This is a genomic window from Sphingomonas sp. R-74633 (genome assembly GCF_013416555.1).
Classification (GTDB): Bacteria; Pseudomonadota; Alphaproteobacteria; order Sphingomonadales; family Sphingomonadaceae; genus Sphingomonas.
Genome location: NZ_JACCFG010000005.1, coordinates 164,231 through 190,587 on the forward strand (window position 1 = coordinate 164,231; position 26,357 = coordinate 190,587).

Below are 26,357 nucleotides of genomic sequence, written 5' to 3' on the forward strand. Positions count from 1 at the left end.
TTTCCCGCATGGCCAGCCGTCTCCCGCACCCTCCCGCCGCCGATCCCGCCACCCCTCCGCGCGCACGCCCGCGCGTGAGTGTCGTGACTTTCGTGACTTTCGGCGCGAAATGACCCCTGATCTTCCCGCCGCCGCGAAGCTCTATCTCCGCCCCGTCCAGCTCGCCGATTCGCCGGTCAACCGCGACGGCGAAGTCGTCCGCCTCGCCGGCGGTCTCAGCTGGTGCTCCGCCTTCGAACTGATCGCCCGCGAGAACGGCAAGCGCGTCCTCCAGCGTACCATCGCCGTCGCCGACCTGCCCGACGATCCCCGCATCGCCGCGATCCTCGCGCGCATCACCGCGCCGCGCGCGCCGCTCAGGCTCGGTGAGCGCGTGGTGCGGCTCGACCAGCCCCAGGTGATGGCGATCCTCAACCGCACGCCTGACAGCTTCTCCGATGCCGGCACGCACATGCAGGACGCCGATGCGGCGGCGAGCGCCGGCGTCGACATGGCGGTGGCCGGCGCGGCGATCCTCGACATTGGCGGCGAATCGACCCGCCCCGGTGCCGCGGAGGTCTGGGAAGGCGAGGAGATCGAGCGCGTCGTGCCGGTGATCCGCAAGCTGGCTGCCGGCGGCGCGGCGATCTCGATCGACACGCGCCGCGCCTCGGTGATGTCGGCGGCGCTCGCCGCCGGCGCGCATATCGTCAACGACGTCGCCGCCTTGCTCTACGATCCGCGTGCGCTCGAAGTCGTGGTGGGCGCGGGCTGTCCGGTGATGCTGATGCACTCGCCCGAGCCCGAAAAGGGTCCGCATGGCGGTGAGGGGTACGGCGACGTGTTGCTCGACGTGTATGACTGGCTCGAGAAGCGCGTCGATGCGGTGGTCGCAGCGGGTGTCGATCGCGCGAAGATTCTGGTCGATCCGGGCATCGGCTTCGGCAAATCGCTTGCCGACAATCTCGCGCTGATCAACGGGCTGTCGCTGTTCCACGGCCTCGGCTGCGCGATCGTGTTCGGCGCCAGCCGCAAGCGGATGATCGGCGCGCTCGGCAACGAGGCGCCTGCCGACCAGCGGCTCGGCGGCAGCCTGACGCTTGCGCTCAAGGCCGCCGATGCCGGGGCACAGCTCATCCGCGTCCATGATGTGTTCGAGACCGTGCAGGCGCTGCGGGTGTGGCGCGGCCTGCGCGATGCGGCACTGGTCGCGCGCTAGAGCCAGCCCGCAGCTTCGAGCGCGCTCACCTGCGTGCGGGCGACCGGCGCCTCGATCCCGCCGGTCAGCTGGAGGCGGACATTGCGCCCGTCGCGCCGCACGCCCTGCACGGCGCCCTGCGCGACCCACCAGCTGCGGTGGACCAGCGCGCCGGGCATGTTGTCGAGCTCGGCGACGGCATCGCGCATCCGCATCAGGAGGAGCGCGGAGCCCTGGGCGGTGTGGACGCGAACATAATGGTCCTCCATCTCCAGCGCGATCGGGGCGCTGCGCAGATGGGCGGGCAGCCGTTCGAGCAGGCGGGGCGGCGCGGTGCCGATGGGCTCGGCCTCCGGCTCGACGGGGTCGGCACGGCGCGCCTGCGCGAACCAGAACAGCGCGCAGACCAGCGCGCCGAGGACGAGGACGTTGAAATAATGCGACAGCGCTTCCTCCAGCGTCGGCCAGCGCGGCGGGTGCCAGAGGAAATTGGCGATCCAGGTCACGGCGGCCATCGGCAGCGTGACGATCAGGCAGGCCGCGGCCCAGAGCGCGGGTTCGGGCAGGTCGAGCCTGGGAGCGAGCGCCCGCGCGGCGACCATGGCGGGGAAATAGAGGAAATAGCCGGCATAGCTCATCGCCAGCCAGTAGAGCAGCCTGAGCCCGAACGGCGCTTCGAAGCTGCCGAACGGCCCGACCAGCGCGAGCACGATCCCGACGCCGAAGATGATCGCGCAGCCGATCAGGATTCGCCGTGTACCGCCCAAACCGTCTTTTCCCCGTCCCGTTCGCGCTTCGCCAAATGGCAGCCCTCTCCGCGCCGCCGCCCGCCGGCGAAGCGAAATGCCTGCCCACGTAGCCGCGATTGCAGGCGTTTTGCCAGCCGCCAATCTGGCCCTGCCAATGGAAATGGGAGGCAGGAAGTGGCCAGTGTTCCTCAGCAGGAAGTCGCAATCGATCTGCCGCGGATCGGCAAGGGCGCATTGCTCGTTGGGGCGACAGTGCTGGCCGGTGCGACCATGATTGCCGTCGCCCGGGTGCTGACCGGCATGACGCCGTCGACCTATGAGGCGAAGCAGGTCGCGATCCTCATCCACCTCGCCACGGTGCTGCCGGCGATCCCGCTCGGTCTGTGGGTGCTGCTGGCGAGGAAGGGCGATGCGCGGCACAAGATGCTCGGCCGGATCTGGGCGGTGCTGATGCTGACGGCGGCGACCTCGGCGATCTTCATCCGGACGATCAACCACGGCCAGTTCAGCTGGATCCATCTATTCGTGCCGGTGGTCTTCATCGCGCTGTTCCGCGCCATCCGCGCCGCCCGGATGGGCAGGATTGCGCGGCACAAGCAGATCATGTGGACGCTCTATTCCGCCGGGCTGTTGCTGCCGGGCCTGTTCGCCTTTCTGCCCGGCCGGCTGCTCTGGCACTGGCTGATGCTTTAGGTGAGCCCGGCCTTCCGCCTCGCCGCCGGCCGCGCCAGGTCGCGCGCCGCATCCCGCCCGATCCAGCGCGCGGCGGGTTCGGAGGAGGCCGAGAGCCGCTCGGCCATGTCGCTGGCGGCGGCGTGCAAGGCCGGGTTGCGCATCCCGATCGCCCGCAGCGCCCAGCTCACGCCCTTCTTGACGAAATTGCGGTCGTCGCCGGCATGCGCCTCGATCAGCGGCAGCGTTTCGAGGAACGGGGCGTCGGGCAGCTTCTTGTCATGCAGCGCCAGTCCGGCGAGCAGCGCAAAAGCCGCGCGGCGCACGAATTCGCGCTCGTCCTCCGCCCAGCGGTGGACCGCATCCCAGGCGAGCGCACTCTTGTCGAACAGGTCGAAACAGGCGGTGTCGCAAGTCGCCCAATTGTCGAAGCCGGCGGCCCAGCGGTCCATGTTTTCGGAAGTGAGCGCTTTGGGATCGCCGACGAAGCAGGCGAGCAGTCGCGCCTCATATACGCCGCTGTCCCACAGGGCTTCGGCCAGCGCGGGGTCCCGGCCGAGCTTCTTGGCGATGCCGCGGATCGTGCCGACCCGGATGCCGATGACGCGGTCGGCCGTGGCGATGCCGAAGCGCGACATCCCCTCGGCCACGCCCGGCTCGGCGGCCTGTTCGAGCAATTGGAGCGCCTCGGCCAGCATGGGCCGCAGGCTAGGCTCAGGCGGCGCTCTGGTCGATCCCCAGCTCACCGAGCTTGCGATAGAGCGTCGAGCGGCCAATCCCCAGCCGGCGGGCGACCTCGGTCATCCGGCCGCGATAATGGCCGATGGCGAGGCGAATCACATCGGCCTCGATCTCGTCGAGCGCGCGCAGATTGCCGTCGGGGCGGAACAGCGTGACGCCGGCATTGCCGTTGCCCGGTGCCTGCGCGCCATTGCCCATCGGACGGCCGGCGGCGAGCTGGGCGATCTGCGGAAAGTCGGCGCGGGTCAGACCGTCGCCGTCGCAGAGCACCGCGGCACGGAACAGCGCGTTCTGGAGCTGGCGGACATTGCCCGGCCAGTCGTACGAGCCGAGCAGCTGGAGCGCATCGTCGGTGATGCCCAACTCGCGCAGCCCCGGCTGCTCGGCGACGCGCGCCAGCAGGTGCCGGGCCAGTGCGGGGATGTCGCCGGTGCGTTCGCGCAGCGGCGGGATCGTCACCTGGACGACATTGAGCCGGTAATAAAGATCCTCGCGGAAGCGCCCGGCTTCCACCTCGGCCTGCAGCGTCTTGTTGGTCGCGGCGATCACGCGGACATCGACTTCGCGGGCATGGCGTGCGCCGATCGGCTGGATTTCGCCCGACTGGAGCACGCGCAGCAGCTTGACCTGCGCATCGAGCGGCATCTCGCCGACTTCGTCGAGGAACAGCGTGCCGCCATCGGCGTCGGCGAAGCGGCCGATCTTGCGCTCGAAGGCTCCGGTGAAGGCGCCCTTCTCATGGCCGAACAGCTCGCTCTCGACGAGGTTGGCAGGGATCGCGCCGCAATTGACGCAGACCATGTCCTTCTTGTTGCGCGGGGAAGCGGCGTGGATCGCCTCGGCGACCACTTCCTTGCCGACGCCGCTCTCGCCCTCAATGAGGACGGCGACACGGGCGCGCGCTGCCTTGGCGGCGATGGCAAGAGCCGCGCGGAACTGCGGCGCGCTGCCCACGATCTCGTCGAAGGCGAGCGGGGCGGAAAGCTTTTCGGTGAGCGGGCGCAGCTCGCCTGCGGTCTTGCCGCCGACGGCAGCCTCGAGCGCCGCGAGCAGCCGTTCGGCGGCGAGCGGCTTGACCAGGAAATCGGTCGCGCCGGCGCGCATCGCGTTGACCGCATTGGCCACCGAGCCGTTGGCGGTGAGCATCAGGATCGGCAGCTGCGGACGCCTGGCGCGCAGCTCGCCGATCAGCGCGGCGGCATCGGCGTCCGGCGAGCTATGGTCGAGCAGGACCGCGTCGAGCGCCATGCCGTCGGGTGTGCCGAGCGTGGCGATGCCGATTTCGGCCTCGCCCGCAAAGATGGTCTTCCAGCCGCGACGTGCGGCGATGGCCGCGACGAGACGGCGTTGTGCCGGCTCGTCGTCGATCAGCATCAGGAGGCGCTGGCCGTTGCGCGTCATCGCTCTACTGTCCCCAATGTCCCGTTTCAGGTCGCCCGTTATAAAACGGATGGGTAAAGGCGGGCTTAAGCCTGCCGTAGCGGCACAAGGGTTGAGCGGGTGGGGACCCGGGGCTAAGGTCGGGTCAAATAGCGTTTCAAGGGGAGAGACGAATGGCTGACGGGTTCGACAGTGCCGACCAGGTCAAGGCGCACGAACAGACCTGGACCGGGTTCAAGGCAATGATGATGTGGGGCACCGTCGGCGCCGCACTTGTTGCGGCCCTTGTTGTCTTCCTGATCTCCGCAAAGTGAAGATCGCGGTTCTGAAGGAGGCCGCCGCCGGCGAGCGGCGCGTCTCCGCGACTCCGGAAACGGTGAAGAAGTTCGTCGCGCTCGGCGCCGAAGTGGCGGTCGAGAAGGGCGCGGGCGATACCGCGACGATCGCCGACCAGGCCTATGCCGATGCCGGCGCGAGCGTCGGCACCCGTGCCGCGACGCTGAAGGACGCCGACATCGTGCTCGGCGTGCAGGGGCCCGATCCGGCGAGCCTCAAGGGCACCAGGGCCGGAGCGTGGATCGTTGCCGGGCTCAATCCCTTTGGCGAGCGTGCCAAGATCGATGCCTATGCCGCCGCCGGCTTTGAAGCGCTGGCGATGGAATTCATGCCGCGCATCACCCGTGCGCAGTCGATGGACATCCTGTCCTCGCAGTCGAACCTTTCGGGCTACAAGGCGGTGCTCGACGCGGCGGGCGAATATGGCCGCGCCTTTCCGATGATGATGACCGCGGCGGGCACCGTCTCCGCCGCTAAGGTCTTCGTGATGGGCGTCGGCGTCGCCGGGCTTCAGGCAATTGCTACGGCGCGCCGCCTTGGCGCCCAGGTCTCCGCGACCGACGTGCGCGCCGCGACCAAGGAGCAGATCCTCTCGCTCGGCGCCAAGCCGATCTTCGTCGAGGCGGTGAAGGGTATCGAGGGCGAAGGCACCGGCGGCTACGCCACCGAGATGAGCGACGAATATAAGGCTGCGCAGGCCGAGCTGGTCTCGTCGCACATCGCCAAGCAGGACATCGTGATCACCACTGCGCTGATCCCGGGGCGCCCGGCGCCGCGGCTGATCAGCGATGCGCAGATCGCCACGATGAAGCCGGGCAGCGTGATCGTCGATCTCGCGGTCGAGGCGGGCGGCAATGTCGAAGGCGCAGTCGCCGGCGAAGTCGTCGAGAAGCACGGCGTGAAGATCGTCGGACACCGTAACGTGCCCTCGCGCCTCGCCGCCGACACCTCGGCATTGTTCGCGCGCAACCTGTTCAACTTCCTCTCCGCCTTCTGGGACAAGGACGCGGGCAAGCCGGTGCTCGACGACGAGATCGGCAATGCCATCCGCCTGACGCAGGGCGGCAAGGTCGTGAACGAGAGGCTGTTGGGGTGAAAAAGCCCATTAGCGCGTTCACCGATAAGTCAGAGCTGACAAAGCTCATGGCGAACGCTCGCAGGCTTGGGAACGAAGAAATCTACAATCAGGCTTTCCGCCGTCGTTGTGAGCTGGAGGGCGCCAACATCGACGATTCGCTTCATTCGCGTTTCATGGAAGTTCTCGCTGCGTATGAGGGCCTGCTTGCTGAAAAGCACGGGCGAGCACAGGCAGCCGGGCGGACGCGGCAGAAAATGGCAAAGGCGGGTATCGAGCAGTGCCTGATCGACTGGTCTCTGGACTCTAAGGAATCGGACGCTTTTGCCCTGCTGTCGGAACGAGGAATGTTGGAGCTGACCGGTGAATTCGTGGTCACGCAATTCCCTGATCGTTTCGATGACAAGGTGGTGGCAGCAGCCAAAGCGCGCCTTGAGAAATATAGCTGAGGTAAAAAATGGACTTCATCTCGATCCTGTCGATCTTCGTGCTGGCCTGCTTTGTCGGCTATTACGTCGTCTGGTCGGTCACGCCGGCGCTGCACACGCCGCTGATGGCGGTGACCAATGCGATCTCCTCGGTGATCATCGTCGGCGCGCTGATCGCTGCCGCCGCCGTCGGACTCGGCAGCGAGGGGGCTGCCTCCAAATGGCTGGGGCTGCTCGCGGTGGTGCTGGCCAGCATCAACATTTTCGGCGGCTTCGCGGTCACGGCGCGGATGCTCGCAATGTACAAGAAGAAGGCGCGTTGATGCGCCGCCGGGGGGAACGCTGAACATGGAACATCTGGCAACCAATCCATGGGCGTCGCTGGCCTATCTGGTGGCAGGCGTGTGCTTCATCCTCGCGCTGCGCGGGCTTTCGAGCCCGACGTCGAGCCAGCGCGGCAATCGCTTCGGCATGATCGGCATGACGATCGCCGTGGTGACCACGCTGATCACCCATGCGCCGCAGTATAGTCCCGAGCATCCGGGCTTCAGCTCGTTCGTCTTCCCCGTCGACACGACCGCGCTGGGCCTGATCTTCGGCGCCATCGCGATCGGTGCCGTGATCGGCATCGTCACCGCGCGGCGGATCGCGATGACCGCGATGCCGCAGCTGGTGGCGGCGTTCCACTCGCTCGTCGGCCTTGCCGCGGTGCTGGTGGCGGGCGCGGCCTTCCTCAATCCGGGCGCGTTCGGCATCGCCGACGGCGGGGTGATCTTCCTGCAGAGCCGGATCGAGATGGGGCTGGGCGTCGCCATCGGCGCGATCACCTTCTCAGGCTCGGTGATCGCTTTCCTCAAGCTCAACGGCAATATGGGCGGTAAGCCGATCCTGCTGCCGGGGCGCCACGTCATCAACCTCGCCGTGCTGGCCGGCATCCTCGGCCTGATCGCCTATTTCACCCAGGACCAGAGCCCGTGGATCTTCTGGACAGTGACGGCGCTCAGCTTCGCCATCGGTTTCCTGCTGATCATCCCGATCGGCGGCGCGGACATGCCGGTCGTCGTCTCGATGCTGAACAGCTATTCGGGCTGGGCCGCCGCGGCGATGGGCTTCACCCTTCACAACACCGCGATGATCATCACCGGCGCGCTGGTCGGCTCTTCGGGCGCGATCCTCAGCTACATCATGTGCCGCGCGATGAACCGCAGCTTCATCAGCGTGATTGCCGGCGGCTTCGGCGCGACTGACAGCGGCGGCGCGGGCGCAGCGGCGATCGACCGGCCGTGGAAGCGCGGCTCGGCCGAGGACGCGGCGTTCCTGATGAGCCAGGCCGAGCAGGTCATCATCGTGCCGGGCTATGGCATGGCAGTCGCCCAGGCGCAGCACGCGCTGCGCGAGATGGGCGACAAGCTCAAGGAGCACGGCGTGCGCGTGAAATACGCGATCCACCCGGTCGCCGGGCGCATGCCGGGGCACATGAACGTGCTGCTCGCCGAAGCGAACGTGCCCTATGACGAGGTGTTCGAGCTGGAGGACATCAACTCCGAGTTCGCGCAGACCGACGTCGCCTTCGTGATCGGCGCCAACGACGTGACCAATCCGGCGGCGAAGACCGACAAGACCTCGCCGATCTACGGCATGCCGGTGCTCGATGTCGAAAAAGCCAAGACGGTGCTTTTCATCAAGCGCTCGATGGGCGGTGTGGGCTATGCGGGTGTCGACAACGAGCTGTTCTACCGCGACAACACGATGATGCTGCTGGCCGACGCAAAGAAGATGGTCGAGGAAATCGTCAAGAGTCTCGACTGAGGCCGGTTAACTGGGGGAAGAAGACCGATGGCGAATGTGGGATCGATATTGGGCGGCGCATTCGGGCTGCTGCGGGAGCGGCCCGTTTCGGTGGTGATCTGGGCATTGACCTATAGCGTGGGATCGATCGTCCTCTCGCTCGGTCTGACCTTTGCGATGTTCGGCGCTCTGATGCCCGATCCGCAGACGGCGGTGAACCCGGCTTCGATGTTCGGCTCGATGTTCGGCCTGATGCTGCTCCTCTATCTCGGCATACTTTTCCTCGGCGCGATCGTGATGACCGCGGTGTTCCGCGCGATGCTGCGGCCCGAAGAGGGCGGCTTCGCGTTCATGCGGCTTGGCATGGACGAAGTGCGCATGTTCGGGCTCCTCATCCTCGTCATTATCGCCGCGTTTGTTGCTATGCTGATCGGCGAGCTGCTGCTGTTCCTTGTGGTGATGATCGTCAATCTGGTGCTCGGCCAAGGCGTGCTGAGCGGGATCCTCTCGTTCCTGCTGTTCCTGGGCTTTATTTGCGCGGTTATCTGGGCCGAAGTGCGTATCTCGCTGATCTTCCCGCTCACCTTCTATCGCCGCCGGATCACCGTGGACGGCGCCTGGACGCTCACCAGCGGGCATTTCTGGACGCTCTTCGCCTCCTATCTCCTTGTCGCACTGATCTTCATCATCGCCGGCGGCATATTCGTGTGGAGCATGATGGGCAGCTACATCGTGGCGATGATGCAGGCCGCCGGTGATCCCAGCCAGGCCCAGGCGTTGAGCCAGTCGTTTGCCGCTCAGCAATTCGCCATGCCGCTTGCCACGCGGATCCTGTTCTGGGTGATCGGCGCGCTGTTCGCCGCTGCGTGGCTCGCGCTGGGACCGGGCACTCTGGCCAGTGCCACGCGTGAACTTCTCGGCGACGATGGGGACGAAGCTGCGGTATTTGCAGCCGAATCCGACGAATCGTACGTGGACTGATCCGTAACGGACGGGCAATGATTCGATTGCCCGTCCGGGTCGCGCCACAAGCTCCGTAACGGAGCGGATCGAGCAATCCGTTTCGGAGGTTGGGCCTCTCCGGAGCATCTGCGACCGCGAGAGATAATGGCGAACCCGACCGCGGCCCCCTTTCACCCAGGCGCGCCCTATGCGCCGGACATCGACGCGATCCTGATCGCCGACGCTGCGTCTCCCGACATTGTTGACGCACTGGCCGCCGCGGGCGTGCGGCTGCAGGCGCGGCTGGACTTCGCGCGGGCCGAAACGCTGTTCGACGATGCGGACGCCAGGCTGGTCCTGGTCGACGCACGGCCGGCGACGGAGCCAGCGCTTGCCCCGCTCCTTGCCGCGATCGAGACCCGCGATGCGGCGGAGCGCCCCGCGCTGATCGCGCTGTTCACCGCGGAGCAGCTCGACATCGCCGCACCGCTGTTCGGCAGGCGGCACGTCCAGGCGCTTTGCGACCCACGCGCGTCCGAACTTTTCGCGGCACTGGCGCTGGCCCGTGTCGGCGGGGAAGACCGGCTGCGGGTCCGCGTCCAGGATATCACCCGCGACTCCGAAGCCGTGCGGCTGCGGCGGCTCAACGAGGAAGTCGCCCGCATCGCCGATGCGCTGGCGCGGCTGACCCGGGGCGCGCTGGCCGAGGAGGAAGAGATCGAGCGGCGCAGCGGCGTCCGCGAGCCGGACATGGCCTATCGCGGCCCCGACGCACCGGTGGTGGAGATCGACGCGGCGGAAATCCGCGCGGTGATCCGCGCCCGGCGGCTGCGCAACCAGTTCTTCGCCGACGAACTCTTCGCCGATCCGGCCTGGGACATGCTGCTCGACCTGTTCGCGGCCGGGCTGGAGAAGCGCCGCGTCTCGGTGTCCAGCCTGTGCATCGCCGCTGCGGTGCCGCCCACCACGGCGCTGCGCTGGATCGGCACGATGCACGATGCCGGGCTTTTCGGGCGCGAGGCGGACCCCGGCGACCGTCGCCGCGCCTATATCGTGCTCAGCGAAAAGGCGCTGCACGGCATGCGCGCTTACATCGGCGCATTGCGCCGCGCGGGCCTCGGATTGGTTTGAGGGGTTGCCCCGGGCGCCCGGCTTTGGCATCGGGCGTGGATCGGCGCATGCGCCGGGCGCTTAGCTCAGTTGGTAGAGCATCTCGTTTACACCGAGAGGGTCGGCGGTTCGAGCCCGTCAGCGCCCACCATCGCCGGGGCGGGAGCCTGAACGCTCCGCCGCCGGCTGGTTGCGATCAATTGGCGGTGAAGGCCGTGGCGCCCGACGCGGCGTATTTCACCGTGATGTACGAATTGTCGCACACATTGATGTTGGTCCAGGTGCCGGTGCCGCTGTCGGTGAAGGTGAGCTTCACGTCGTACCGGCAGCCGGCGCCCTTGTCGAAATGCACGGTCATGCGCGCGCCGGGTTTCACCGTCGCATCCGCCTTCTTGAAATCGGGATCGACCTTGTTGGGCTGCCAGGTGGTCGTGCCGGTCGGCGCGATCTCCACCGTCTTGATCGCCTTGCCGCTGTTGTTGATCAGTACGAAATCCCAGTCGTCCGCCATTGCGGGCGCGGCGATCACGAGTGCGGCAACCGCCGCGAGACCCAATTTCAGCATGGTATGCCCCTCCTGCTTTTGCCGCAAAGTGCGCCTGTCCGCGGTTCTCCGCAAGGTGATTCAGAGCGGATTCAGAGCGGGCGGACGAGGCGAATCGCCACCGCGATCCAGGGCGGATCGGCGACCACCTGCTGGCGTGCACCGGCGCCGAGCGGGAGCAGGTGCAGCCGGTCACCCTCGCGCCCGATCAGCCGGCCGAACAGGAACCGGCCTGCCGGGCGCGGCACCAGCACATCGCGGTTGAGCGCCCCGGCAAAGCCCTCCGGCGCCAGCGTGCTGCACCAGATCTCGTCCCCAGCGCGGTAGTCGCCGATCCCCGCGGTCACCGAGACCGCGACCATCCCGGCCTCGGCATGGGGCGGCACCACTGCGGCGGCCTGGCGCGGCGCTTGGGCACCGCTCCCCTCGAGCAGCGCCGCCACCGGGATCTCGGGCCGCTCGGGCAGTTTGACCAGATCGGCGGCATCCACGCCGAGCGCCGCTGCAATACGGTTGAGCCAGCCTACCGATACGGTGCGAGTCCCCGTCTCGAGCCGGCCGACCGTCTGTGCGGTGGTGGGCGGCACGCAGCGGGCAGCCACTTCCTCCAGCGTCAGTCCCTTGGCACGGCGCACTTCGCGGATAGCGGTGATCATCGGACGGCATCCTAACCAAATCGGTTTCTCTCTTTCCTACAATCGTGCCGTCGTGGCAAGTGCAACGAATCAGAACAAAAGGAGATCAATGATGCGCGAGCTGGTGGAGCGGGTGATCGAGGACGGCGCGGGTCGGCGCCGGGTCACAGTGAATCAGGCCGAATCGCCAATGGCCTGGCTGGCAGCACGCGGACACGTCAGCCTGCGCCAGCTCGAGGCCGGCGAACGGTTGCGCGCCGATTATGAGACGGCGTCGCTGGGGCCGCACGTCACCATGCGCTGGGATGCCACTCCCCGCGGCGGGGGCTCGGGGGAGAGGCTCGATCCAACCCTTGCGCAGATTGCGGCGCGCCGCCGCTTCGACGGCGCGGTGGCAGCGGCGGGGCCGGGGCTCGCCGACATATTGTGGCGCGTGGTTTGCGCCGGCGAGGGGCTCGGTCCGGCGGAAAAATCGCTTGGCTGGCCCAGTCGCGCCGGCAAGCTCGTCCTGTGCTTCGCGCTCGACCGCATCGCCGATTTCTACGGGCTGCGATAGCCGACTGGTCGACGCCCGCTTCCGCCATTTCGCGTCACCTTGGGGTCATCTGGGATTGGACTTGGCGGACAAGTTGATCCAGAAAGGCGACGCGCCGCAGCACGATATAAAAGGCCGCAGCCGCGCCCGGGTGAGGGGACCTCTCTTCGCATCGGAGCGCACCTGTCGCGCAGAAGCAGGTTGCTAGTTGCAACTTGTTCACTAGCCTGATTGCCAAAAGCCGAGGAGAGGTTGGCATGATCGTGTTTGGTTCGACGCTTTCGCCCTATGTGCGCAAGGTCATGGTATTCGGCGCCGAGAAGGGGCTGGAGCTCGAGTTGCAGGCTGCCGGCATGGGCCGGGGCGGGCCCGATTTCATGGCCGCGAGCCCATTCGGCAAGATGCCGGGGTTCAAGGACGGCGACTTCCTGATCTCGGACAGTTCGGCGATCGTTGCCTATCTCGAGGCGAAATATCCCGATCCCGGCCTGATCCCCGCAGAGCCGCGCGCGCGCGCCCGGACGATCTGGTTCGATGAGCTGGCCGACACGATCATGATGGCGGCGGGCGGCGCGATCTTCGGCCAGCGCTTCGTGCGGCCGCGCGTGCTCAAGATGGAGTGCGACCACGCCGCTGCCGATGCGGCCGAGCGCGATCTGATGCCGCCTATCCTCCAATATCTGGAGAATGCGATCCCCGAGAGCGGCTTCCTGGTCGATGACCGGCTGACGCTGGCGGACATCGCCGTCGCAAGCCCGCTGGCAACTTTGGGCTGCATCGGCGTCACGGTGGATCCGGCGACCTATCCGCGCCTCGCCGAATGGGTGGCCAAGATGCACGCCCGGCCGAGCTTCGCGGCGATCATCGCGCAGGACAAGGCGGTGGTCGATGCGATGGGCGGCCCAGTGCCGCGCGAAGCGGTCGCCGGCTAGCCAGCGCGGCCGCGTGGCCCTAGATGGGCGTCATGCGGCTGTCCTTCATCAAATGTCATGGTTCGGGAAACGATTTCCCGCTGATCGACGCGCGCGCGCTTACCCTGTCCGATGCGGACTGGGCGGGCGTGGCGCGCGCGCTGGCCGACCGGGACGGGCCGGTGGGCGGCGACGGGCTGTTGCTGCTCACTGCCGGCGACGATGCCGGGCATGATTTCGGCATGCGCATGTTCAATTCAGACGGCTCGGAGGCGGAGACCTGCCTCAACGGCCTGCGCTGTGTCGCGCGGCTGGGTTTCGAGCTGCTCGGCCTCGATGCCGCGCGCGTCCGGCTCAAGACGAGCAGCGCCGAGGTTGCCCGCGCCGAAGCACTGGCGCCGGGCGTGGTGACGATCCGCGAGACGGCCGGCCCGGCCTCTACCCGCACCTCCGATGTCGGCCTGCGCGTCGCGGCCGAGAAAATCATCGACGCGCCCATTCCCGGCCTGCCGAGCCCGCGCGCCTTCACGGCGATCGCGATGCCCAACCCGCATCTCGTCACATTCGTTGACTCGGTTGACGAGGCGGAACTGGTCGCGCTTGGCGACTGGTGCGAGGCCGCGCCTGATCTGATCCCGGCGCGCGCGAATGTCTCCTTCGTCGAGCTGCGGGACCAGGACCTGTTCGTGCGCACCTATGAGCGCGGTGTCGGCCTGACCGACAGCTGCGGCAGTGCGATGGCCTCTTCGGTCTATGCCGCCGGCCGCACCGGCCGCATTCCCTTCGGCACCACGATGAAGGTGTTCAACAAGGGCGGGCTGGTGATGGGATCGTCGGACGCCGCGGGCATGGTCACGATCCTCGGCAACGCGACCTTCCTCTACGATGCGACGATCGAAGTCGATCCGGCCACCGCAACCGCCGAGCCGCCTTTGGTCCATGCCCGGCGCGAGGACGAAGCCGCCGCCTGGGCCGCCGCGATCCCTGCCTAACCCTCGACCAGCGCCGCCAGATTGGCGAGCGAAGACTTCAGCCCCTGCAGATGATCCTGCTTGCGGATGCCCTGCGGCACATCCTCGCACGTGATCGCGACGCGGGTGCCGCCCTCCGCCGGCTCGAAGCTCCACGACATCCGCATCGTGCCGGCAAAGGCCGGGTCCTCCGATTCGAACACCGCCGACTGGACGATGCCCCGGCCCGGGTTCAGCGCCTCGAAGCGCGTCTCGACGACATCACTATGCTCGGACGTCTTGCCCTCGGCCGCATGATCGGCATCGGCATAGTGCAGCGCCATCCGATAGCCGCCGCCGGGCCGCGCATCGAATGCCAGTATTTCGCCGGTCATCCCTTCGGGCGGCAACCAGCGGACCAGCGCGTCGGGATCGATGAAGGCGCGATAGACCTGGCTCGCCGGTGCCTTGATCAGCCGCGATGCGCGATCGGTGCGCGAGACCGTCCTCACCCGAACTCGACCGCCTCGAAGCGGATCGGCCGGCCGATCGCCTGATTGGCGAGTTCGGCCTCCCACATCACCCGGTTGCCGCGCACGATCGTGCCGACCGGCTTGCCGGTGAGCTGCATGCCGGTGAACGGCGACCAGCCGCAGCGCGAAGCGAGCCAGCTCTCCTCGATCGTCCAGCGCGCCTTGAGGTCGACCACGGTGAAATCGGCGTCATAGCCGACCGCGATCCGGCCCTTGCCCACAATGCCGAAGATGCGCTGCGGGCCGGCACTGGTCAGGTCGATCACGCGCTGGAGCGTCGTCCGCCCCTCGGCGACATGGTTGAGCATCAGCGGCAGCAGCGTCTGCACGCCGGGCATGCCACTCGGCGAATCGGGATAGGGCTTGGCCTTTTCCTCGCGCGTGTGCGGCGCATGGTCCGAACCCAGCACATCGGGCACACCCTGGTTGAGCCAGTGCCACAGCCCCGCGCGATGCGCGCCCGAGCGGATCGGCGGGTTCATCTGCGCGAAGGTGCCGATCGTCGGATAGGCTTCCTCGCCCGCCAGCGTCAGGTGCTGGGGCGTGACTTCGCAGGTCGCGATGTCCTTGTTCTGGCCAAGCAGCTCAAGCTCGGCCGGCGTCGTCACATGGAGCACATGGATCCGCCGCCGCGCCGCGCGCGCCAGGCCCAGGATGCGGCGCGTCGCCAGCATCGCGCTCTCGTCGTCGCGCCAGACCGGATGGCTTGAGGGATCGCCGGGTACCCGCTCGCCCAGGCGATCCTGCATGCGGAACTCGTCCTCGGCGTGGATCGCGACGCGGCGATGACCCGATGCGAGCACACGCGCCAGATTGGCGTCGTCCGAAACGAGCAGGTCGCCGGTCGAGGCGCCCATGAAGATCTTCACGCCCGCAGTGCCGGGCAGGCGCTCGAGCTCGGCGAGCCGCTCGGCATTGTTGTTGGTCGCGCCGACATAAAAAGCATGGTCGCACCACATGCGGTCGCGCGCACGGGCGAGCTTGTCCTGCACCGCTTCGGCCGAATCGGTATTGGGCTTGGTGTTCGGCATCTCGAACACCGCGGTGACGCCGCCGAGCACTGCCGCCCGGGCACCGCTTTCGAGGTCTTCCTTGGCCTCGAGGCCGGGCTCGCGGAAATGCACCTGGCTGTCGATCACGCCGGGCAGCACGTCGAGCCCGGTGCAGTCGATCGTCTCGCCTGCCTCCAGCGCGCCGCCGATCGCGACGATGCGGCCGTTCGACACGCCGACATCCAGTTCGGCCGGACCGGAGGGCAGATGCACGCGTCCGCCCTTGAGCTTCAGATCGACATTCATGCGCACCTCTTCCGTCGGCCCCCGCCACCCCCTACCTGTTCGGCATGAGCGATACCAGCACCAGACTAGCCGACCGTGCCCTGATCCGCATTTCGGGCGAGGATGTTCGCGGATTCCTTCAGGGTCTGGTCACGCAGGATCTCGATGCGGTCACGCCCGAAGCGCCGCAATGGGCCGGGCTGCTCACGCCGCAGGGCAAGGCGCTGTTCGATTTCATCCTGTGGGCGGACGGCGATACGATCCTGGTCGATTGCGAAACGGAGCAGCGCGAGGCCCTGGCCCGGCGGCTGACGATGTACCGGCTCCGTCGGCCGATCACGATCGAGGCCGTGGAAAGCGGTGTTCATTGGTCGCTTGAGCCGGGGCAGGGTATCCCCGACCCGCGCCTGGCCGCGCTGGGCCATCGCTGGCTGGGTGCCGCGGACGGCGCGGAAGCCACCGGCTGGAAGGAGCATCGGCTGCGGCTTGGCGTGACCGAAGGCGCTGAGGAATTGGGCCAGGACAAGACACTGTGGCTCGAATGCAACGCTGCCGAGCTCAATGGCGTCAGTTTCACCAAGGGCTGTTATGTCGGCCAGGAGAATACGGCGCGGATGCATTACCGCGCCAAGGTCAATCGGCGGCTGGTCGTTACGCCGCTCGGCGAAGCCGGCGATCGCACGCGGACCAGCTATCCCGAACTCGGCCTGATGGTCGAGCTGCGCCGCGTCGAGGCAATGGGTGACGCGCTAATGCCCGATTGGCTGACGGCTGCGCTGGCCGAAGCGCCCGCTCAGGGCTGAAGTCGCTGGAGCCAGGCAAGCGTCCGGGTCTGTGCCTCGGGTTCGAAGGCCAGTTCATGCCCATAGCCGGAGACCAGCTCGAGCGTGGCGTGCGGGGCGGCGGCGGCGAGCGCGCGGCCCTGATCGGCAGGGATCAGGGTGTCCGCGGTACCGTGCAGGACCAGCACCGGCGCAGCCACCTTTGCCAGTTTGGCACGATTGTCGAAGCGATCACGAAGCATCAGCCGTACGGGCAACCAGGGATAATGGCCTGCTGCAACATCGGGCAGGCTGGTGAAGCCGGAGATCAGCACCAGCCCGGCCACCGGCATGCGCGCCGCCAGCTCGGTCGCCACGCCGGAGCCGAGCGAATTGCCGATCAACACGGTTCGTTGGGTGGCGACCCCGTGCATGCCGAGCCAGGCGAGCGCGGCGCGGCCATCCGCGTAGAGGCCCGCTTCGCTCGGCTTGCCGGGATTGCCGCGATAGCCCCGATATTCGACGAGCAACAGGCCATAGCCGCGCGCGCCAAGCTGATCGGTTGCCACCGCCGATTCGTCGATGCTGCTGCCATTGCCGTGGAAGAAGACGAGCGTCTGCCGCCCAAGCACCGCAGCGCGATAGGCAGCGTGCAACGATAGCCCGTCGGCGGTTTCCAGCGCGATCGATGTGAAGCCGGGCGGAACCGCGCTGGCTCCTGCGCCGGGTGCCGGCGGGGCCGGATAGATCAGCGAGCGCTGGGCAACGGCGAGTGCAACCAGCACGACCAGGTACAGCCCCGCAATCAGCCCCAGTGCAGCCAGTGCAACTTTTGTCACGCGCGCGCTCCCTCCATCCGAAGGCTGCCCGGCGTTGAGGGAAAAGGCCAAAGAAAAAGGGAGGCCGGTTTCCCGACCTCCCCAATTCTCAGTCCTTCCGGACGGGTCTGGCTTAGTAGCCCGAACCCGGGCCGTAGGTGACTTCCACGCGGCGGTTCTGCAGCTCGCGAACACCGTCGGCGGTTTCGACGCGCGGCTTGCTCTCGCCGAATGCTTCGGTCGAGATCGCACCGGCACCGATGCCGCGCGAGGTGAGGTAGCCCTTCACCGAGTCCGCACGACGCTGCGAGAGACCAACGTTGTAGCTGGCCGAGCCCGAGCGGTCGGCGTGGCCGGCAAGCATCACCTGCGCGTTACCGCAGTTCTGATAGTTGCTGATGGCGTTGTCGAGGATGCTCGCGGCTTCCGGCGTGATGTCCGACTTATCCCAGTCGAAGAACACGATGTACGGTCCCGGGGTGCAAACGACGGTCGGCGTCGGCGTGGGCTCCGGAGTCGGGGTCCAGGTCGGCGTCGGGGTCGGCTCGGGGGTCGGGGTCGGCGTGGGAACCGGCTCCGGCGCACCGAAGTTGAAGATCAGGCCGCCCATGATCGAGTGCGAGCGGAAACGGGTCTCGAGCGCGCGGCCCGAAACGTCGGTCAGCTTCACATTGTCAGCGTTGAAGAAGCGATACTTCAGCGAGACGTCGATCGAGTCCGAAAGCGGTGCACGGATGCCCGCAATCGCCTGCCAGGCGAAGACCGTGTCGGAGTCGTCCAGCGAGTCCTGGTAGGTGTTGAGCGCGTAGTTGTTCTTCACGCGAGCAACACCGACGCCGCCGCCGACAAAGCCCTGAACGCCATTGTCGTCACCGAAGTCGAACATGCCGTTGACCATGAAGCTCAGCGCCGAAGAACGGCCACCAGCATAGCTGTAGTCGCCCGGAGGAGCATTGAACGCAGTGCCAGCCGCATTGCGGACGGGCTGCGTCACGGTGCTGGTGAGGCGCGTGACCGAAGCCTGGCGATAGCCGACTTCAGCTTCAGCGCGGAACGGGCCGAAGTCGTAACCGACAACGGCATCGGCATCCCAGCCAGCCTTATGGTGAGCGGTGACGGCATCCTTGGCAGTGCCGACGTCGAACTTGATGTCCTCGACCAGCATCGTGCCGCCTTCGACACCCACATACCACGCATCGTCGCGGGCAAAGGCGGGCGTGCTCAGCGCGGTGGTCGCAAGTGCCAGAGTTACGGCAAGCTTCCGCATCTTAATCCCCTTTCAAGTTGTCACTACGGACAGCGAAAAACTCAGTACCGAAACGAAAGTTTCTACGCAAGCGCACAAATCCCGGCACTGTTGCATGAACGTCACAGTCAGTCGGGTTCGATCAGACCGTGCGCGCGCAACGCAACGAGCACCGCAGAAACTGCGGCTCTCGCTTCCGCATCAACCACTATCCCGCCAACTGGTTCCGCGATTCCCGTTTCCCGCGGGCCAACAATCTGCTCGCCGCTGACAAACACGCGGCCATGCGTTTCTCCGGCACGCCAGCTGCCGTCGATAAAGAGGGCGAATCCGATGGCTTCGCCGAGCCAGAGCCGCATGCCCTCGCGCGGCGCCACGAACCGCCAGCCGCCCTCGGTCCAGCCGGCAATCGCGCGCGCGTGGCCCAACCATGCGTCCGTGGGAGCGTCGCCGACGATCCAGCATTGCCCCGCCAGGGGCGCCGCCGGGGGGGCATCCGTGCCGATCGCTTCCGCCGCGGCCTGGGTCATCAGGTCGAGCACCGTGATTGCTTCGTTGTGGTGCATTTCCTTCTGCGCCTGCCCGGCGACGAGCAGCGGCAGGGCGAGTCGGTCGGTCGTGTCAGTCATGCGTCTTCTCCCGCAAGCGGCAAAGTAAGGGTCGCGGCAGGGGAGGGCCCGGCCGCGCCGATCTGGCGCAGTTCGATCATGAGGGGTTCGGCGCAGACGGCCGCGCTCAGTGTCGCTTCCGCCGCGCGCAGATCGACGCTCCAGCCTGAGCCCGCTTCCGGGATCACCGACAGGCGATAGCATTCGCCATCGGGTTCGGCCGCGACATCGGTGCCGTCTCGCCAGGCCCAGTCGGTGCGGCTCCGGCGGACCCAGCGCAACTGCACGCCGTCGTCCGGAAGCGGACGCGCGGTGAGATGCACCGGTGCGAGCGGCAGCAGCGAGATGCCGTCGATCCGCGCTTCGGCTGCTGCCGCCGCACTGGCGTCGCCCGCCCCCTCCGCCAGCACCCGCGCCGTGCTACCCAGCGCCGAGGCCGGGAGGTCGACAAGCGCGAGCGTGTCCGCATCGAGAAGTACGAAGCGATCGCCCGGCGCCTGGCTGGCGATGGCGCGCTCGGTACCGCGTCGTCCGCGCCACAGTCCGGTGAGCCGCCAGCGGCGGCCGCCCAGTGATTGTGCGGTCGCGAACTGGATCAGCTCGTCCCCCAGCATCGTCAGGTTCGCGCCGCTATCGAGTGCGGCGGTGTCGGCATCGTCCAGCTGCATCGCCGCATGCGCCAGCTCGACCTCCACATCGTTGCGGCGGTCCTCGATCGTGGCGGGCGCCGGCCCGGGCGCACGCACCACCGTGCCGAGTACCGCGACGCCCCTTGTGCCGCCGATCGCCCGCCATGCCGCGCCATCGTCGGTAGTGAGCAGCAGCGCCGCGCCGCGCCATCCCCCCGCGCTTCCCGCCGCCGCCACGGCGAGGCGCGGCACGCGCGATGCGGCGTCATCAATCGGCGGCAGCTCGAAGGCGTGGACCAGGGTCTGGCCGATCATCGTATCGGCGGCAGCGAGCACGCGGCCACTATTTGCAGGGATCGCCGCCATCTCGGGCGCCAGCGCCACGCAATCGAGCGTCACCGTCATCGCCTCGAGCTTCCAGCCGTCGACGCGCCACAGCCCCGGCGCGCCCGCGATCCGCACCCGCGCGCCGGGCTGCACCGCCAGCGCGTCCCAGCCCAGGCTGACGCTGCGCCGCGTCCGCTCGGTATCAGCGCGCAGCAACGCCGCCTCGGCGAGCGTCCGCGCGGTGCCCGCGTCGATCGCGGCGGGCAGCTCGATCCGCGTCTCGCGCAGTCCGGTGCCGGCGCGCCCGGCGCGCTGCACGCCGATCTGATAGTCGCGCGCCGGGTCATAATGGCTAAGCGTCAGCGTGCCCGGCACACTCGTCGCGGCGGCGATCGCGCGATTGCCGCGCCCGCCGCCGCCCATGCCGGGGTCGTCGACCGTCAGGGCATCGCCCGTCCCGCAGCGCAGCGCCGGCCCCTCGCCGAACCATCCGCCCGCAGTCTCCGCCAGCGCCTCGGCGACCGCCGCCAGGCTCGTTCCCTGCGCGGCAAAGCCCGCCAGCGCCACGGTGGGATCGCTTGCCGCCACCGCACCCAGCGCCACTGCGATGTCGCCGGCGGCGATCGGTGCGGCATCGGCCTCGACTTCGAAGGACAGAGACGGGATCCGGTTCCCCCATGGTCCCAGCTCGAGATCCTCGAACACTGCATAGGCGATGCCGCGATGCGCCGGCGCCTGGCCCGCGCCTTCGGCCGCCACGATCAGCGGGTCGGCGGCCTGATCCTCGCCGCCCAGGTGCAGCCGGAAGCCGGTGCGCGCCTTGAAGTCGCCCGCGGCGCCGCGCAGCAACTGCCCGTCCGCCCAGATCCGCCCCACGCCCAGGATCGGCCGCGCCGAAAGCGCCACCGCCAGGCTGGCGGTATAGCTGTAGGTCGTCGTGCTTGCCTGTCCCTTGCCGCCCGATTCGCGGTTGCGATGCTCGATCAGGTCGGTTGCCCAGATCACCGATCCCGCCACGCGCATCGTGCCGAACAGCTTGGGAAGCTGGGTGCCATAGGAAGACGTCTGCAGCTTGAGATCGCTCAGCCGCGGCCCCTCGCGTCCCTTGGGCTTGAAAATCGCGTGATCGATGGCGTTCCCGGCGATCGCGCCGATAGCCGCGCCCAGCGGGCCGCCGATCAGCCCGCCCGCCACGGTGAGCACCATGGTCGCCATGTTTCAGTCCTCCGATTGTCGCCAGCGGCCGAGTACCGGCCAGGGCAGGGGGTCGGGCCGCTCGACCACCCGGCGCAGCATCGCGTCGGCATGAATCAGCCCGGTCCCGCTATCGATGCCGAGATGGAGCTGACCGGCGCCGCTTGCGAACAGCACCAGGTCGCCCGGCGCCCGTCCCTGCGCTGCCACCAGCCCCGCCGCCGCAACTATTGCGCGCACTCGCGCGACATCGCCGCTCCGCATCGCATAGCTGCCCGGCACCGCTGCGCCGAAGGCCCACCCCGCCAGCCCGACACAGTCGAGCCCGGCCTCGGGAGTCCGCCCCCGTGGCCGGAAGCGTACCCCAATCATTGCGCGCGCCCGCGCGAGGGCGGCGCTCATCCGCCCGGATAGCGCGTCAGCAGGTCGACGCCGGGCAGGTAAGGCTCGCCGCGAAAGTTGAGCGCATTGCCAAAGCGCCCGGCGCAACTCGCCAGCGTCTTGTCGCACCCCTCGACCAGCAGCACGCGCCCGGGCGCATCGAAGCGCGGCGGCCGGCGCAGCGTCACGCTCGCCCCGTCGGAGCGCAGGATCGCATCTTCCAGTCCAGAATTTGCGCCGGAGATCCAGCGGAGCCGTCCCTGCGCGTAGCCATTGGCCACCGGTTCGTCGGCATCCAGCGTCAGCAGATTGTCCTCGATGCCGGTCACGACTGCGAAGTGGCGTCGCCCCGCCATCGCGACCCGGCAGCGCGCATCGCCCAGGTCGGCGCGGCATTCGGGCGACGTCTCCTCCGCCACCGGCCGCTCGAGCGCCGCCATGGCGCCACGCAGCTCGGCAGTCAGCGTGCTCCCGCGCGTCTCGATCGCGCCAATCGTCCCTTCGCCCAGCGCGATCTGGTTCGCCGGATCGGTCCAGTCACAGGCCAAGATCGCCACGCGCGCGCCGTCCCAGCGCCCGGCGAGCAGATCCGCCTCGCTGATCGCGTCGCTGGTCAGCGCGCCGGTCACGTCCATGCTCGCCGGATCGAGCCCGGCGCCGCGCATGATCGCGCTCGGCACCATGCCGGGGGCAGCCCGATGGACCAGCCCGTCCCAGGCGATGTCGCGGTCATGCGCAGTCAGCCCGATCGTCACGCCGTCGCGCCGCTCAATCCGCCAGCACAGCGCCAGCGTGGTGAGTTCCTGATCCAGCCAGCTCATTCGCGGATCTCGACAAGCGGCACCGAGGCGATGGCCCCGGCGAGGAAGGTCGCACGGCTCACGCTCAGCCGATCCTCGGCAAAGCGCACCGGCACGTCATAATAGAAATGCGCGGTCACCACCGATTCCTCGGCGGGCGGCAGGCCGAGCGTCACCACGCCGCCGTCGCCCAGTTCGAAATCCTCGGTCTCGGCGCCGTCGATCATCACCTGCAGCGTCGAGGCGATCGGCCGGGTGATCCGCCGCACCACATTCCCATAGCGCTTCACCAACTGGAAGCTCGCCCTGGTGCCGTCGCCCACGCCGATCAGCTCGTCCCAGCCTTCCCAGTCGAACGGGTCGCGCAGCCGGAAGCCGCGCGCCGGGCCCATCCGCGCGCGGAAAAAGGCGAGCAGCTCGGCAATATCCTCCTCCGAACGCAGCCCCGGCCCGATGTCGTAAGAAGTGCGTGCCTCCGCCCATTCGGCGTTGCGCTTCTCCTGCCCGCCCGCGCTGGTCACGATCGAAGTCGAGACCTGCGGCACCACTTCCGCCTCGCGCCCCAGCGCGATCGGGAACAGCACGTCGTCGAACGCGTCCATCTCTTCCTCCTGATCGAAATGCACGAAACCGTCGCGCAGCACCTGCGGCAGCGCCCAGACGAAGGTCCGCGCCACGCCGCGCGCTCGCGCATGCCTGGCCGCCGCCGCGACATTCGCCCATTGCCAGCGGTCCTCGGGCCTGAGCACGAAGCCGGCGAGATAATGCTGTTGTGCCGCTGGGTAGCCGAGCCGCGCCTCGATCGCCGCGATCCCGCGCGCGCTCGCCGCCTGGTTGCCGGTGGCCGCCCAGTCATAATCCTCGAGCTGGAGCAGATCGAAGGCCGGTGCCGCCCAGCCGAGCGGTACATTCGCTGCCGGCGAAACCAGCGCGGTCGGCGCATAGATGAGCAGCAGCACTTCCGCCTCGGCATCCACTGTGCGCACCGCATCGCGCAGCGCCAGCGTCGATGCCGCGAGCAGTGCCCCAGCGGCCACGGCGACGTCGCTCGCTCCGGCCAGCGCTGCCGCCGCCGCGGCGTCGTGGATGCACAGTCTCCCGTCGGGCAGCGTCCACCACCAGGGCTCGCCGATCTGGAAGCGCACCGCCAGCCCGGCGTCCTGCGCGATCCCGGCAAATTCGCGCGCCACTGCCCGCAAATAGCCCATCGCCCCGTCATGCGCGGGTGAGAGCAGCGCGGAAGGCGGGTCCCAGCCGGTCAGCGCCGGCGATCCATCCGCCGCGCGCTGCTTCCAATCGCCCCAGCAATGCTGGTCGAGCAGCTCATAGGAAAGCGACAGGATCAGCGCATATCCCAGCGCCATTGCCCGGTTGGCGAAGTCGATATGCCATGCCCGGCACGCCACGTTCAGCGCCGTCGTGCCCAGGCTGACATAATGGCCGCCCGAACCGGCCTCGAGCCGGAAATAATGGCTCATCCCGACATAATGGAGGATCGGCCCGCGCCAGCCGAGCTGGAGCATGTTGCGCAGCAGCCGCTCGGGGCTCAGGTGATAATTGTCGTCATAGCCATTGGCGATGCTCAGCCCATGTTCGGGCACGATGACGTCGCCGATCGCCAGCACCGATCCCGGACCCTCGCAGGCGATCTGGCTGAGCTCGATCCAACCCTCCGCCGGTGCGTCCAGATCGGCATCCGCCGCGGTATAGCCCGGCGCGACCAGCGAGATGAACATCCGGTCGACATCGCCCGCCCACACCGGATCGGCTTCGCCTGGCAGCAGGAAGCCGCCCTGCACGGTCGCGAAGTCGATCGAGACGACCGCGTCCTCCGCGCTCCCCTCGGCATAGTTCCACAGCCGCACATACCAGGCGCGTGGCGTGCCGCCCGCATCGCGCCCTTCGATCGTCAGCACCGGGCCGTTGATCGCATCGAGCGGCCGCACCCCCGAGGAGCGCCAGCGAAACCGCAGCCGGCAGTCGCGGAAATCCCGGTCGGTTGCGTAGCGCAGCAGCGGATGATCGTGCCGGTCCTCGGCCTCCCAGATCAGTCCGGCCAGATCGTCCTGGCGATAAAAGACCGCATCCACCCGCAGCGCATCTGGGCTGGTGCTCGTCACCGCTGCCATCATCGGCCGCGGAAAATTGACCGTCCAGTACGCGGGATCGAAGCGCGAGAGCACGCCTTCGGCCTGCCCGCGGCGCGCATCGGCGAGCCACCAACCCATGTTTTCTTCCTTCGAAGTTGACGAAGGCCGTCCCCCCATTTCCGTGGGGGGACGGCCGGGAAGCGCCGTTACGGGCGGCGCTTCCACACATCGATGTTGAGCGTGCCCGAGGTGATATTCTTCGCCGCGCCCGAATTGTTGAGGATGATGAGCGTCACCTGGTCGTTGGCGTTGACGTAGCCGTAGTAGGTGCAGCCATCCGCGTTCGATACCGCATGGGTCACTGTCACCACGTCTCCCATTTCTGCGCCGGCGACCGCGAAGCCTGTCGAATAGGAGCTGCCATCAGGGATGGACGGGGGATCGAAGCTGTCGGCGAAGCGGATCCGGTCGTCGATCGCGCAGGGCACGCCGTTCAGGTCGACGTCGGTCAGGGTGCCCGGGCTGAACTTGTTTCCGGTGACCTTGAGGAGAACCGGGGCAGGGCTGGTCGGATCGAGACGGAACGCAGCACGCGAGCTATCGCCGAGCGAGCGGTTCCCGCTCACCAGGATATCCGAAGTCGCAATCGCATCATCGCCCCGGCTTGCGGCCAAGTTGATATTGGGGTGGGTGCCCGGCGAGGCCAGCGAACTCTCGTTGATCTGATTGTTCGCAATCACCCCGCCTGTCAGTGCCACCACATCGATGCCGACATAGTCCGAATCGCGGATCTGGTTGCCGATCACGCAGTTATTTTTGCAGTTCGGGTTGTCGGTGCCGTCGATCTTGATCCCGCAGCCGCCACTGCTCTGGATCACATTGTTGGCGATCAAATTGTCGGCGCTGTTGCCGAAGATCGAGATCGCCGAGAAGTTGACGAAATTATAGGGCTCCGGGGCAGATTCAGGAGTCACGATCGTAACGGCGTACAGCACCGTGTTGCCCTCAATCACATTGCCGATGCTTGCGGGCTGGTTCGCATGCGTGTTGATCGTCAGCCCCTCGAGCTGGAAGCCGGTGCAGAAATTATTGGTGACACGCGCATAGGAAACCCCGGCCGAGAGATAGACGAAGTGCCGCCCGCGATCGACCGCAGCCAGGCCAACACAGCCATCGACCAGCAGGCTGGTCACCGCGCCGGCCAGCACGCCATAGCCATAGCCCGATTCGGTGCCCCATAGCCGCTCGAAGAAGCAGTTGCGCACCTGGCCGAAATCGGCGCCGGTCTCGAATTTGAGACCGTTGATGAAGCCGATATCGGGGTCGTTCGAACTGAATTCGACTTCCACCACATGCAAATGCGGCGCGGGATAGGTCTCACTGGTGAAAATCGCGAACACGCTGTCGTTCGGCGCCTCGGCCGTGCCTTCCAGGCGCAGCTTGGCGATGCGGACATAGCTGGCACGCACGTCGATCGCGTTGGCAGTCGGATCGGTATTGCGCAGCACCGATCCATGGCCTTCGCCTAGCATGCCGGTGCCGGCGAGCGTCACGACCAGCTGGTCATGATGATAGACGCCGTGCGGGAAGAAGATCTGCTCGCCCGTGTCGAGCGCGGTCTGGATATAGGAAGTGAGATCCGTCGTGTCCGTTCCGGCATGAATGCCGGCGTGCAGGCCGGACGGAATGAAATCCAATACTGAAGCCATTTGATACTCCC

The 26,357-nt window shown here is 67.6% G+C and carries 28 protein-coding genes and 1 tRNA gene; 14 read left to right on the top strand and 15 right to left on the bottom strand.

Annotation, left to right across the window (positions count from 1 at the left end; all coding sequences use genetic code 11):
• Positions 1 to 109 precede the first annotated feature (109 nt).
• Positions 110 to 1,198, top strand: a complete 1,089-nt coding sequence (folP, locus tag HZY97_RS16810) for a dihydropteroate synthase (RefSeq protein WP_180146407.1) — start codon at positions 110 to 112, stop codon at positions 1,196 to 1,198.
• On the opposite strand, the gene HZY97_RS16815 is transcribed toward folP, so the two are convergent.
• The gene (locus HZY97_RS16815) at positions 1,195 to 1,944 is read right to left on the bottom strand and encodes a LytTR family DNA-binding domain-containing protein (protein WP_180146410.1); all 750 of its coding nucleotides are present in this window, start codon (positions 1,942 to 1,944) and stop codon (positions 1,195 to 1,197) included. The genes folP and HZY97_RS16815 overlap by 4 nt on opposite strands.
• Positions 1,945 to 2,100: 156 nt before the next feature.
• Here HZY97_RS16815 and HZY97_RS16820 point away from each other — a divergent pair, with 156 nt between their 5' ends.
• On the top strand, positions 2,101 to 2,619 hold the full coding sequence (locus HZY97_RS16820; RefSeq protein WP_373684404.1) for a DUF2306 domain-containing protein: 519 nt from the start codon (positions 2,101 to 2,103) through the stop codon (positions 2,617 to 2,619).
• Here the strand turns inward: HZY97_RS16820 and HZY97_RS16825 are convergent.
• Together HZY97_RS16825 and HZY97_RS16830 are read right to left on the bottom strand one after the other, a co-directional pair.
• On the bottom strand, positions 2,616 to 3,296 hold the full coding sequence (locus HZY97_RS16825; protein WP_180146413.1) for a DNA alkylation repair protein: 681 nt from the start codon (positions 3,294 to 3,296) through the stop codon (positions 2,616 to 2,618). The genes HZY97_RS16820 and HZY97_RS16825 overlap by 4 nt on opposite strands.
• A gap of 16 nt (positions 3,297 to 3,312) precedes the next feature.
• Positions 3,313 to 4,740 (bottom strand): sigma-54 dependent transcriptional regulator, encoded by a 1,428-nt coding sequence (locus tag HZY97_RS16830; protein WP_180146416.1) that lies wholly within the window; start codon positions 4,738 to 4,740, stop codon positions 3,313 to 3,315.
• A gap of 152 nt (positions 4,741 to 4,892) precedes the next feature.
• Between HZY97_RS16830 and HZY97_RS16835 the strand changes: the two genes are divergently transcribed.
• The 8 genes from HZY97_RS16835 (at position 4,893) to HZY97_RS16870 (ending at position 10,549) form a co-directional block, all read left to right on the top strand.
• Positions 4,893 to 5,033 (top strand): aa3-type cytochrome c oxidase subunit IV, encoded by a 141-nt coding sequence (locus HZY97_RS16835; protein ID WP_180146419.1) that lies wholly within the window; start codon positions 4,893 to 4,895, stop codon positions 5,031 to 5,033.
• On the top strand, positions 5,030 to 6,151 hold the full coding sequence (locus HZY97_RS16840) for an NAD(P) transhydrogenase subunit alpha (RefSeq protein ID WP_180146422.1): 1,122 nt from the start codon (positions 5,030 to 5,032) through the stop codon (positions 6,149 to 6,151). The genes HZY97_RS16835 and HZY97_RS16840 overlap by 4 nt, the downstream gene beginning before the upstream one ends.
• Positions 6,148 to 6,579, top strand: coding sequence for a hypothetical protein (locus tag HZY97_RS16845; RefSeq protein ID WP_180146425.1), 432 nt, complete (start codon positions 6,148 to 6,150; stop codon positions 6,577 to 6,579). Before HZY97_RS16840 ends, HZY97_RS16845 begins: the two co-directional genes overlap by 4 nt.
• An 8-nt stretch (positions 6,580 to 6,587) precedes the next feature.
• Positions 6,588 to 6,881: a proton-translocating transhydrogenase family protein gene (locus HZY97_RS16850; protein ID WP_180146429.1), complete on the top strand. Its 294-nt coding sequence runs from the start codon at positions 6,588 to 6,590 to the stop codon at positions 6,879 to 6,881.
• 25 nt (positions 6,882 to 6,906) lie between these two features.
• Positions 6,907 to 8,367 (top strand): NAD(P)(+) transhydrogenase (Re/Si-specific) subunit beta, encoded by a 1,461-nt coding sequence (locus HZY97_RS16855; RefSeq protein ID WP_180146432.1) that lies wholly within the window; start codon positions 6,907 to 6,909, stop codon positions 8,365 to 8,367.
• A 27-nt stretch (positions 8,368 to 8,394) separates the two neighbouring features.
• Positions 8,395 to 9,327 carry a hypothetical protein gene (locus tag HZY97_RS16860; RefSeq protein WP_180146435.1) on the top strand — a complete coding sequence of 311 codons (933 nt, stop codon included), beginning with the start codon at positions 8,395 to 8,397 and terminating at the stop codon, positions 9,325 to 9,327.
• Positions 9,328 to 9,453: 126 nt separating this feature from the next.
• Positions 9,454 to 10,419, top strand: a complete 966-nt coding sequence (locus tag HZY97_RS16865) for a hypothetical protein (protein ID WP_180146440.1) — start codon at positions 9,454 to 9,456, stop codon at positions 10,417 to 10,419.
• 54 nt (positions 10,420 to 10,473) lie between these two features.
• Positions 10,474 to 10,549 (top strand) — tRNA-Val (locus HZY97_RS16870).
• A 45-nt stretch (positions 10,550 to 10,594) separates the two neighbouring features.
• On the opposite strand, the gene HZY97_RS16875 is transcribed toward HZY97_RS16870, so the two are convergent.
• On the bottom strand, positions 10,595 to 10,963 hold the full coding sequence (locus HZY97_RS16875) for a hypothetical protein (protein WP_180146443.1): 369 nt from the start codon (positions 10,961 to 10,963) through the stop codon (positions 10,595 to 10,597).
• Between the two features lie 71 nt (positions 10,964 to 11,034).
• Positions 11,035 to 11,598 (bottom strand): helix-turn-helix domain-containing protein, encoded by a 564-nt coding sequence (locus HZY97_RS16880; protein WP_180146446.1) that lies wholly within the window; start codon positions 11,596 to 11,598, stop codon positions 11,035 to 11,037.
• 88 nt (positions 11,599 to 11,686) lie between these two features.
• Here HZY97_RS16880 and HZY97_RS16885 point away from each other — a divergent pair, with 88 nt between their 5' ends.
• From HZY97_RS16885 to dapF, 3 genes are all read left to right on the top strand, one after another.
• A complete protein-coding gene (locus tag HZY97_RS16885) occupies positions 11,687 to 12,133 on the top strand; it encodes a DUF6456 domain-containing protein (protein WP_180146449.1) in 447 nt (148 codons plus the stop codon).
• Between the two features lie 236 nt (positions 12,134 to 12,369).
• Complete coding sequence (locus tag HZY97_RS16890) at positions 12,370 to 13,044, top strand: glutathione S-transferase family protein (protein ID WP_180146452.1); 675 nt, start codon at positions 12,370 to 12,372, stop codon at positions 13,042 to 13,044.
• A gap of 32 nt (positions 13,045 to 13,076) precedes the next feature.
• Positions 13,077 to 14,015: a diaminopimelate epimerase gene (gene dapF, locus HZY97_RS16895; RefSeq protein WP_180146456.1), complete on the top strand. Its 939-nt coding sequence runs from the start codon at positions 13,077 to 13,079 to the stop codon at positions 14,013 to 14,015.
• On the opposite strand, the gene HZY97_RS16900 is transcribed toward dapF, so the two are convergent.
• Positions 14,012 to 14,485, bottom strand: coding sequence for an SRPBCC family protein (locus tag HZY97_RS16900; protein WP_180146459.1), 474 nt, complete (start codon positions 14,483 to 14,485; stop codon positions 14,012 to 14,014). The two genes, dapF and HZY97_RS16900, sit on opposite strands and share 4 nt — an antisense overlap.
• Positions 14,482 to 15,804, bottom strand: a complete 1,323-nt coding sequence (locus HZY97_RS16905; RefSeq protein WP_180146462.1) for a dihydroorotase — start codon at positions 15,802 to 15,804, stop codon at positions 14,482 to 14,484. The genes HZY97_RS16900 and HZY97_RS16905 overlap by 4 nt, the downstream gene beginning before the upstream one ends.
• A 44-nt stretch (positions 15,805 to 15,848) precedes the next feature.
• Between HZY97_RS16905 and HZY97_RS16910 the strand changes: the two genes are divergently transcribed.
• Entirely contained in the window at positions 15,849 to 16,586 is a 738-nt protein-coding gene (locus HZY97_RS16910) for a folate-binding protein YgfZ (RefSeq protein WP_180146465.1), read from the top strand.
• On the opposite strand, the gene HZY97_RS16915 is transcribed toward HZY97_RS16910, so the two are convergent.
• The 8 genes from HZY97_RS16915 to HZY97_RS16950 all read right to left on the bottom strand — a co-directional run bounded on the left by HZY97_RS16915 (position 16,577) and on the right by HZY97_RS16950 (position 26,346).
• Complete coding sequence (locus HZY97_RS16915) at positions 16,577 to 17,383, bottom strand: alpha/beta hydrolase (RefSeq protein WP_180146468.1); 807 nt, start codon at positions 17,381 to 17,383, stop codon at positions 16,577 to 16,579. The two genes, HZY97_RS16910 and HZY97_RS16915, sit on opposite strands and share 10 nt — an antisense overlap.
• Before the next feature lie 112 nt (positions 17,384 to 17,495).
• The gene (locus tag HZY97_RS16920) at positions 17,496 to 18,629 is read right to left on the bottom strand and encodes an OmpA family protein (RefSeq protein WP_180146471.1); all 1,134 of its coding nucleotides are present in this window, start codon (positions 18,627 to 18,629) and stop codon (positions 17,496 to 17,498) included.
• A gap of 107 nt (positions 18,630 to 18,736) precedes the next feature.
• Entirely contained in the window at positions 18,737 to 19,237 is a 501-nt protein-coding gene (locus HZY97_RS16925; RefSeq protein WP_180146474.1) for a DUF2793 domain-containing protein, read from the bottom strand.
• A complete protein-coding gene (locus HZY97_RS16930; protein ID WP_180146478.1) occupies positions 19,234 to 21,387 on the bottom strand; it encodes a phage tail protein in 2,154 nt (717 codons plus the stop codon). The genes HZY97_RS16925 and HZY97_RS16930 overlap by 4 nt, the downstream gene beginning before the upstream one ends.
• Before the next feature lie 3 nt (positions 21,388 to 21,390).
• A complete protein-coding gene (locus tag HZY97_RS16935) occupies positions 21,391 to 21,738 on the bottom strand; it encodes a C40 family peptidase (RefSeq protein WP_257215141.1) in 348 nt (115 codons plus the stop codon).
• A 26-nt stretch (positions 21,739 to 21,764) separates the two neighbouring features.
• Positions 21,765 to 22,568: a DUF2163 domain-containing protein gene (locus HZY97_RS16940; protein WP_180146484.1), complete on the bottom strand. Its 804-nt coding sequence runs from the start codon at positions 22,566 to 22,568 to the stop codon at positions 21,765 to 21,767.
• Positions 22,565 to 24,775, bottom strand: a complete 2,211-nt coding sequence (locus HZY97_RS16945) for a DUF2460 domain-containing protein (protein WP_180146487.1) — start codon at positions 24,773 to 24,775, stop codon at positions 22,565 to 22,567. The genes HZY97_RS16940 and HZY97_RS16945 overlap by 4 nt, the downstream gene beginning before the upstream one ends.
• 68 nt (positions 24,776 to 24,843) lie before the next feature.
• Positions 24,844 to 26,346 (bottom strand): right-handed parallel beta-helix repeat-containing protein, encoded by a 1,503-nt coding sequence (locus tag HZY97_RS16950; protein WP_180146490.1) that lies wholly within the window; start codon positions 26,344 to 26,346, stop codon positions 24,844 to 24,846.
• Between the last annotated feature and the right edge of the window lie 11 nt (positions 26,347 to 26,357).

Bases quoted from the DNA above. Each gene is read 5' to 3' on its own strand.
- folP (WP_180146407.1), top strand. From the start codon at position 110: ATGACCCCTGATCTTCCCGCCGCCGCGAAGCTCTATCTCCGCCCCGTC.
- HZY97_RS16825 (WP_180146413.1), bottom strand. From the start codon at position 3,296: ATGCTGGCCGAGGCGCTCCAATTGCTCGAACAGGCCGCCGAGCCGGGC.
- HZY97_RS16830 (WP_180146416.1), bottom strand. From the start codon at position 4,740: ATGACGCGCAACGGCCAGCGCCTCCTGATGCTGATCGACGACGAGCCG.
- HZY97_RS16835 (WP_180146419.1), top strand. From the start codon at position 4,893: ATGGCTGACGGGTTCGACAGTGCCGACCAGGTCAAGGCGCACGAACAG.
- HZY97_RS16850 (WP_180146429.1), top strand. From the start codon at position 6,588: ATGGACTTCATCTCGATCCTGTCGATCTTCGTGCTGGCCTGCTTTGTC.
- HZY97_RS16855 (WP_180146432.1), top strand. From the start codon at position 6,907: ATGGAACATCTGGCAACCAATCCATGGGCGTCGCTGGCCTATCTGGTG.
- HZY97_RS16860 (WP_180146435.1), top strand. From the start codon at position 8,395: ATGGCGAATGTGGGATCGATATTGGGCGGCGCATTCGGGCTGCTGCGG.
- HZY97_RS16865 (WP_180146440.1), top strand. From the start codon at position 9,454: ATGGCGAACCCGACCGCGGCCCCCTTTCACCCAGGCGCGCCCTATGCG.
- HZY97_RS16875 (WP_180146443.1), bottom strand. From the start codon at position 10,963: ATGCTGAAATTGGGTCTCGCGGCGGTTGCCGCACTCGTGATCGCCGCG.
- HZY97_RS16880 (WP_180146446.1), bottom strand. From the start codon at position 11,598: ATGATCACCGCTATCCGCGAAGTGCGCCGTGCCAAGGGACTGACGCTG.
- HZY97_RS16885 (WP_180146449.1), top strand. From the start codon at position 11,687: ATGATGCGCGAGCTGGTGGAGCGGGTGATCGAGGACGGCGCGGGTCGG.
- HZY97_RS16890 (WP_180146452.1), top strand. From the start codon at position 12,370: ATGATCGTGTTTGGTTCGACGCTTTCGCCCTATGTGCGCAAGGTCATG.
- dapF (WP_180146456.1), top strand. From the start codon at position 13,077: ATGCGGCTGTCCTTCATCAAATGTCATGGTTCGGGAAACGATTTCCCG.
- HZY97_RS16905 (WP_180146462.1), bottom strand. From the start codon at position 15,804: ATGAATGTCGATCTGAAGCTCAAGGGCGGACGCGTGCATCTGCCCTCC.
- HZY97_RS16910 (WP_180146465.1), top strand. From the start codon at position 15,849: ATGAGCGATACCAGCACCAGACTAGCCGACCGTGCCCTGATCCGCATT.
- HZY97_RS16920 (WP_180146471.1), bottom strand. From the start codon at position 18,629: ATGCGGAAGCTTGCCGTAACTCTGGCACTTGCGACCACCGCGCTGAGC.
- HZY97_RS16925 (WP_180146474.1), bottom strand. From the start codon at position 19,237: ATGACTGACACGACCGACCGACTCGCCCTGCCGCTGCTCGTCGCCGGG.
- HZY97_RS16930 (WP_180146478.1), bottom strand. From the start codon at position 21,387: ATGGCGACCATGGTGCTCACCGTGGCGGGCGGGCTGATCGGCGGCCCG.
- HZY97_RS16935 (WP_257215141.1), bottom strand. From the start codon at position 21,738: ATGATTGGGGTACGCTTCCGGCCACGGGGGCGGACTCCCGAGGCCGGG.
- HZY97_RS16940 (WP_180146484.1), bottom strand. From the start codon at position 22,568: ATGAGCTGGCTGGATCAGGAACTCACCACGCTGGCGCTGTGCTGGCGG.
- HZY97_RS16945 (WP_180146487.1), bottom strand. From the start codon at position 24,775: ATGGGTTGGTGGCTCGCCGATGCGCGCCGCGGGCAGGCCGAAGGCGTG.
- HZY97_RS16950 (WP_180146490.1), bottom strand. From the start codon at position 26,346: ATGGCTTCAGTATTGGATTTCATTCCGTCCGGCCTGCACGCCGGCATT.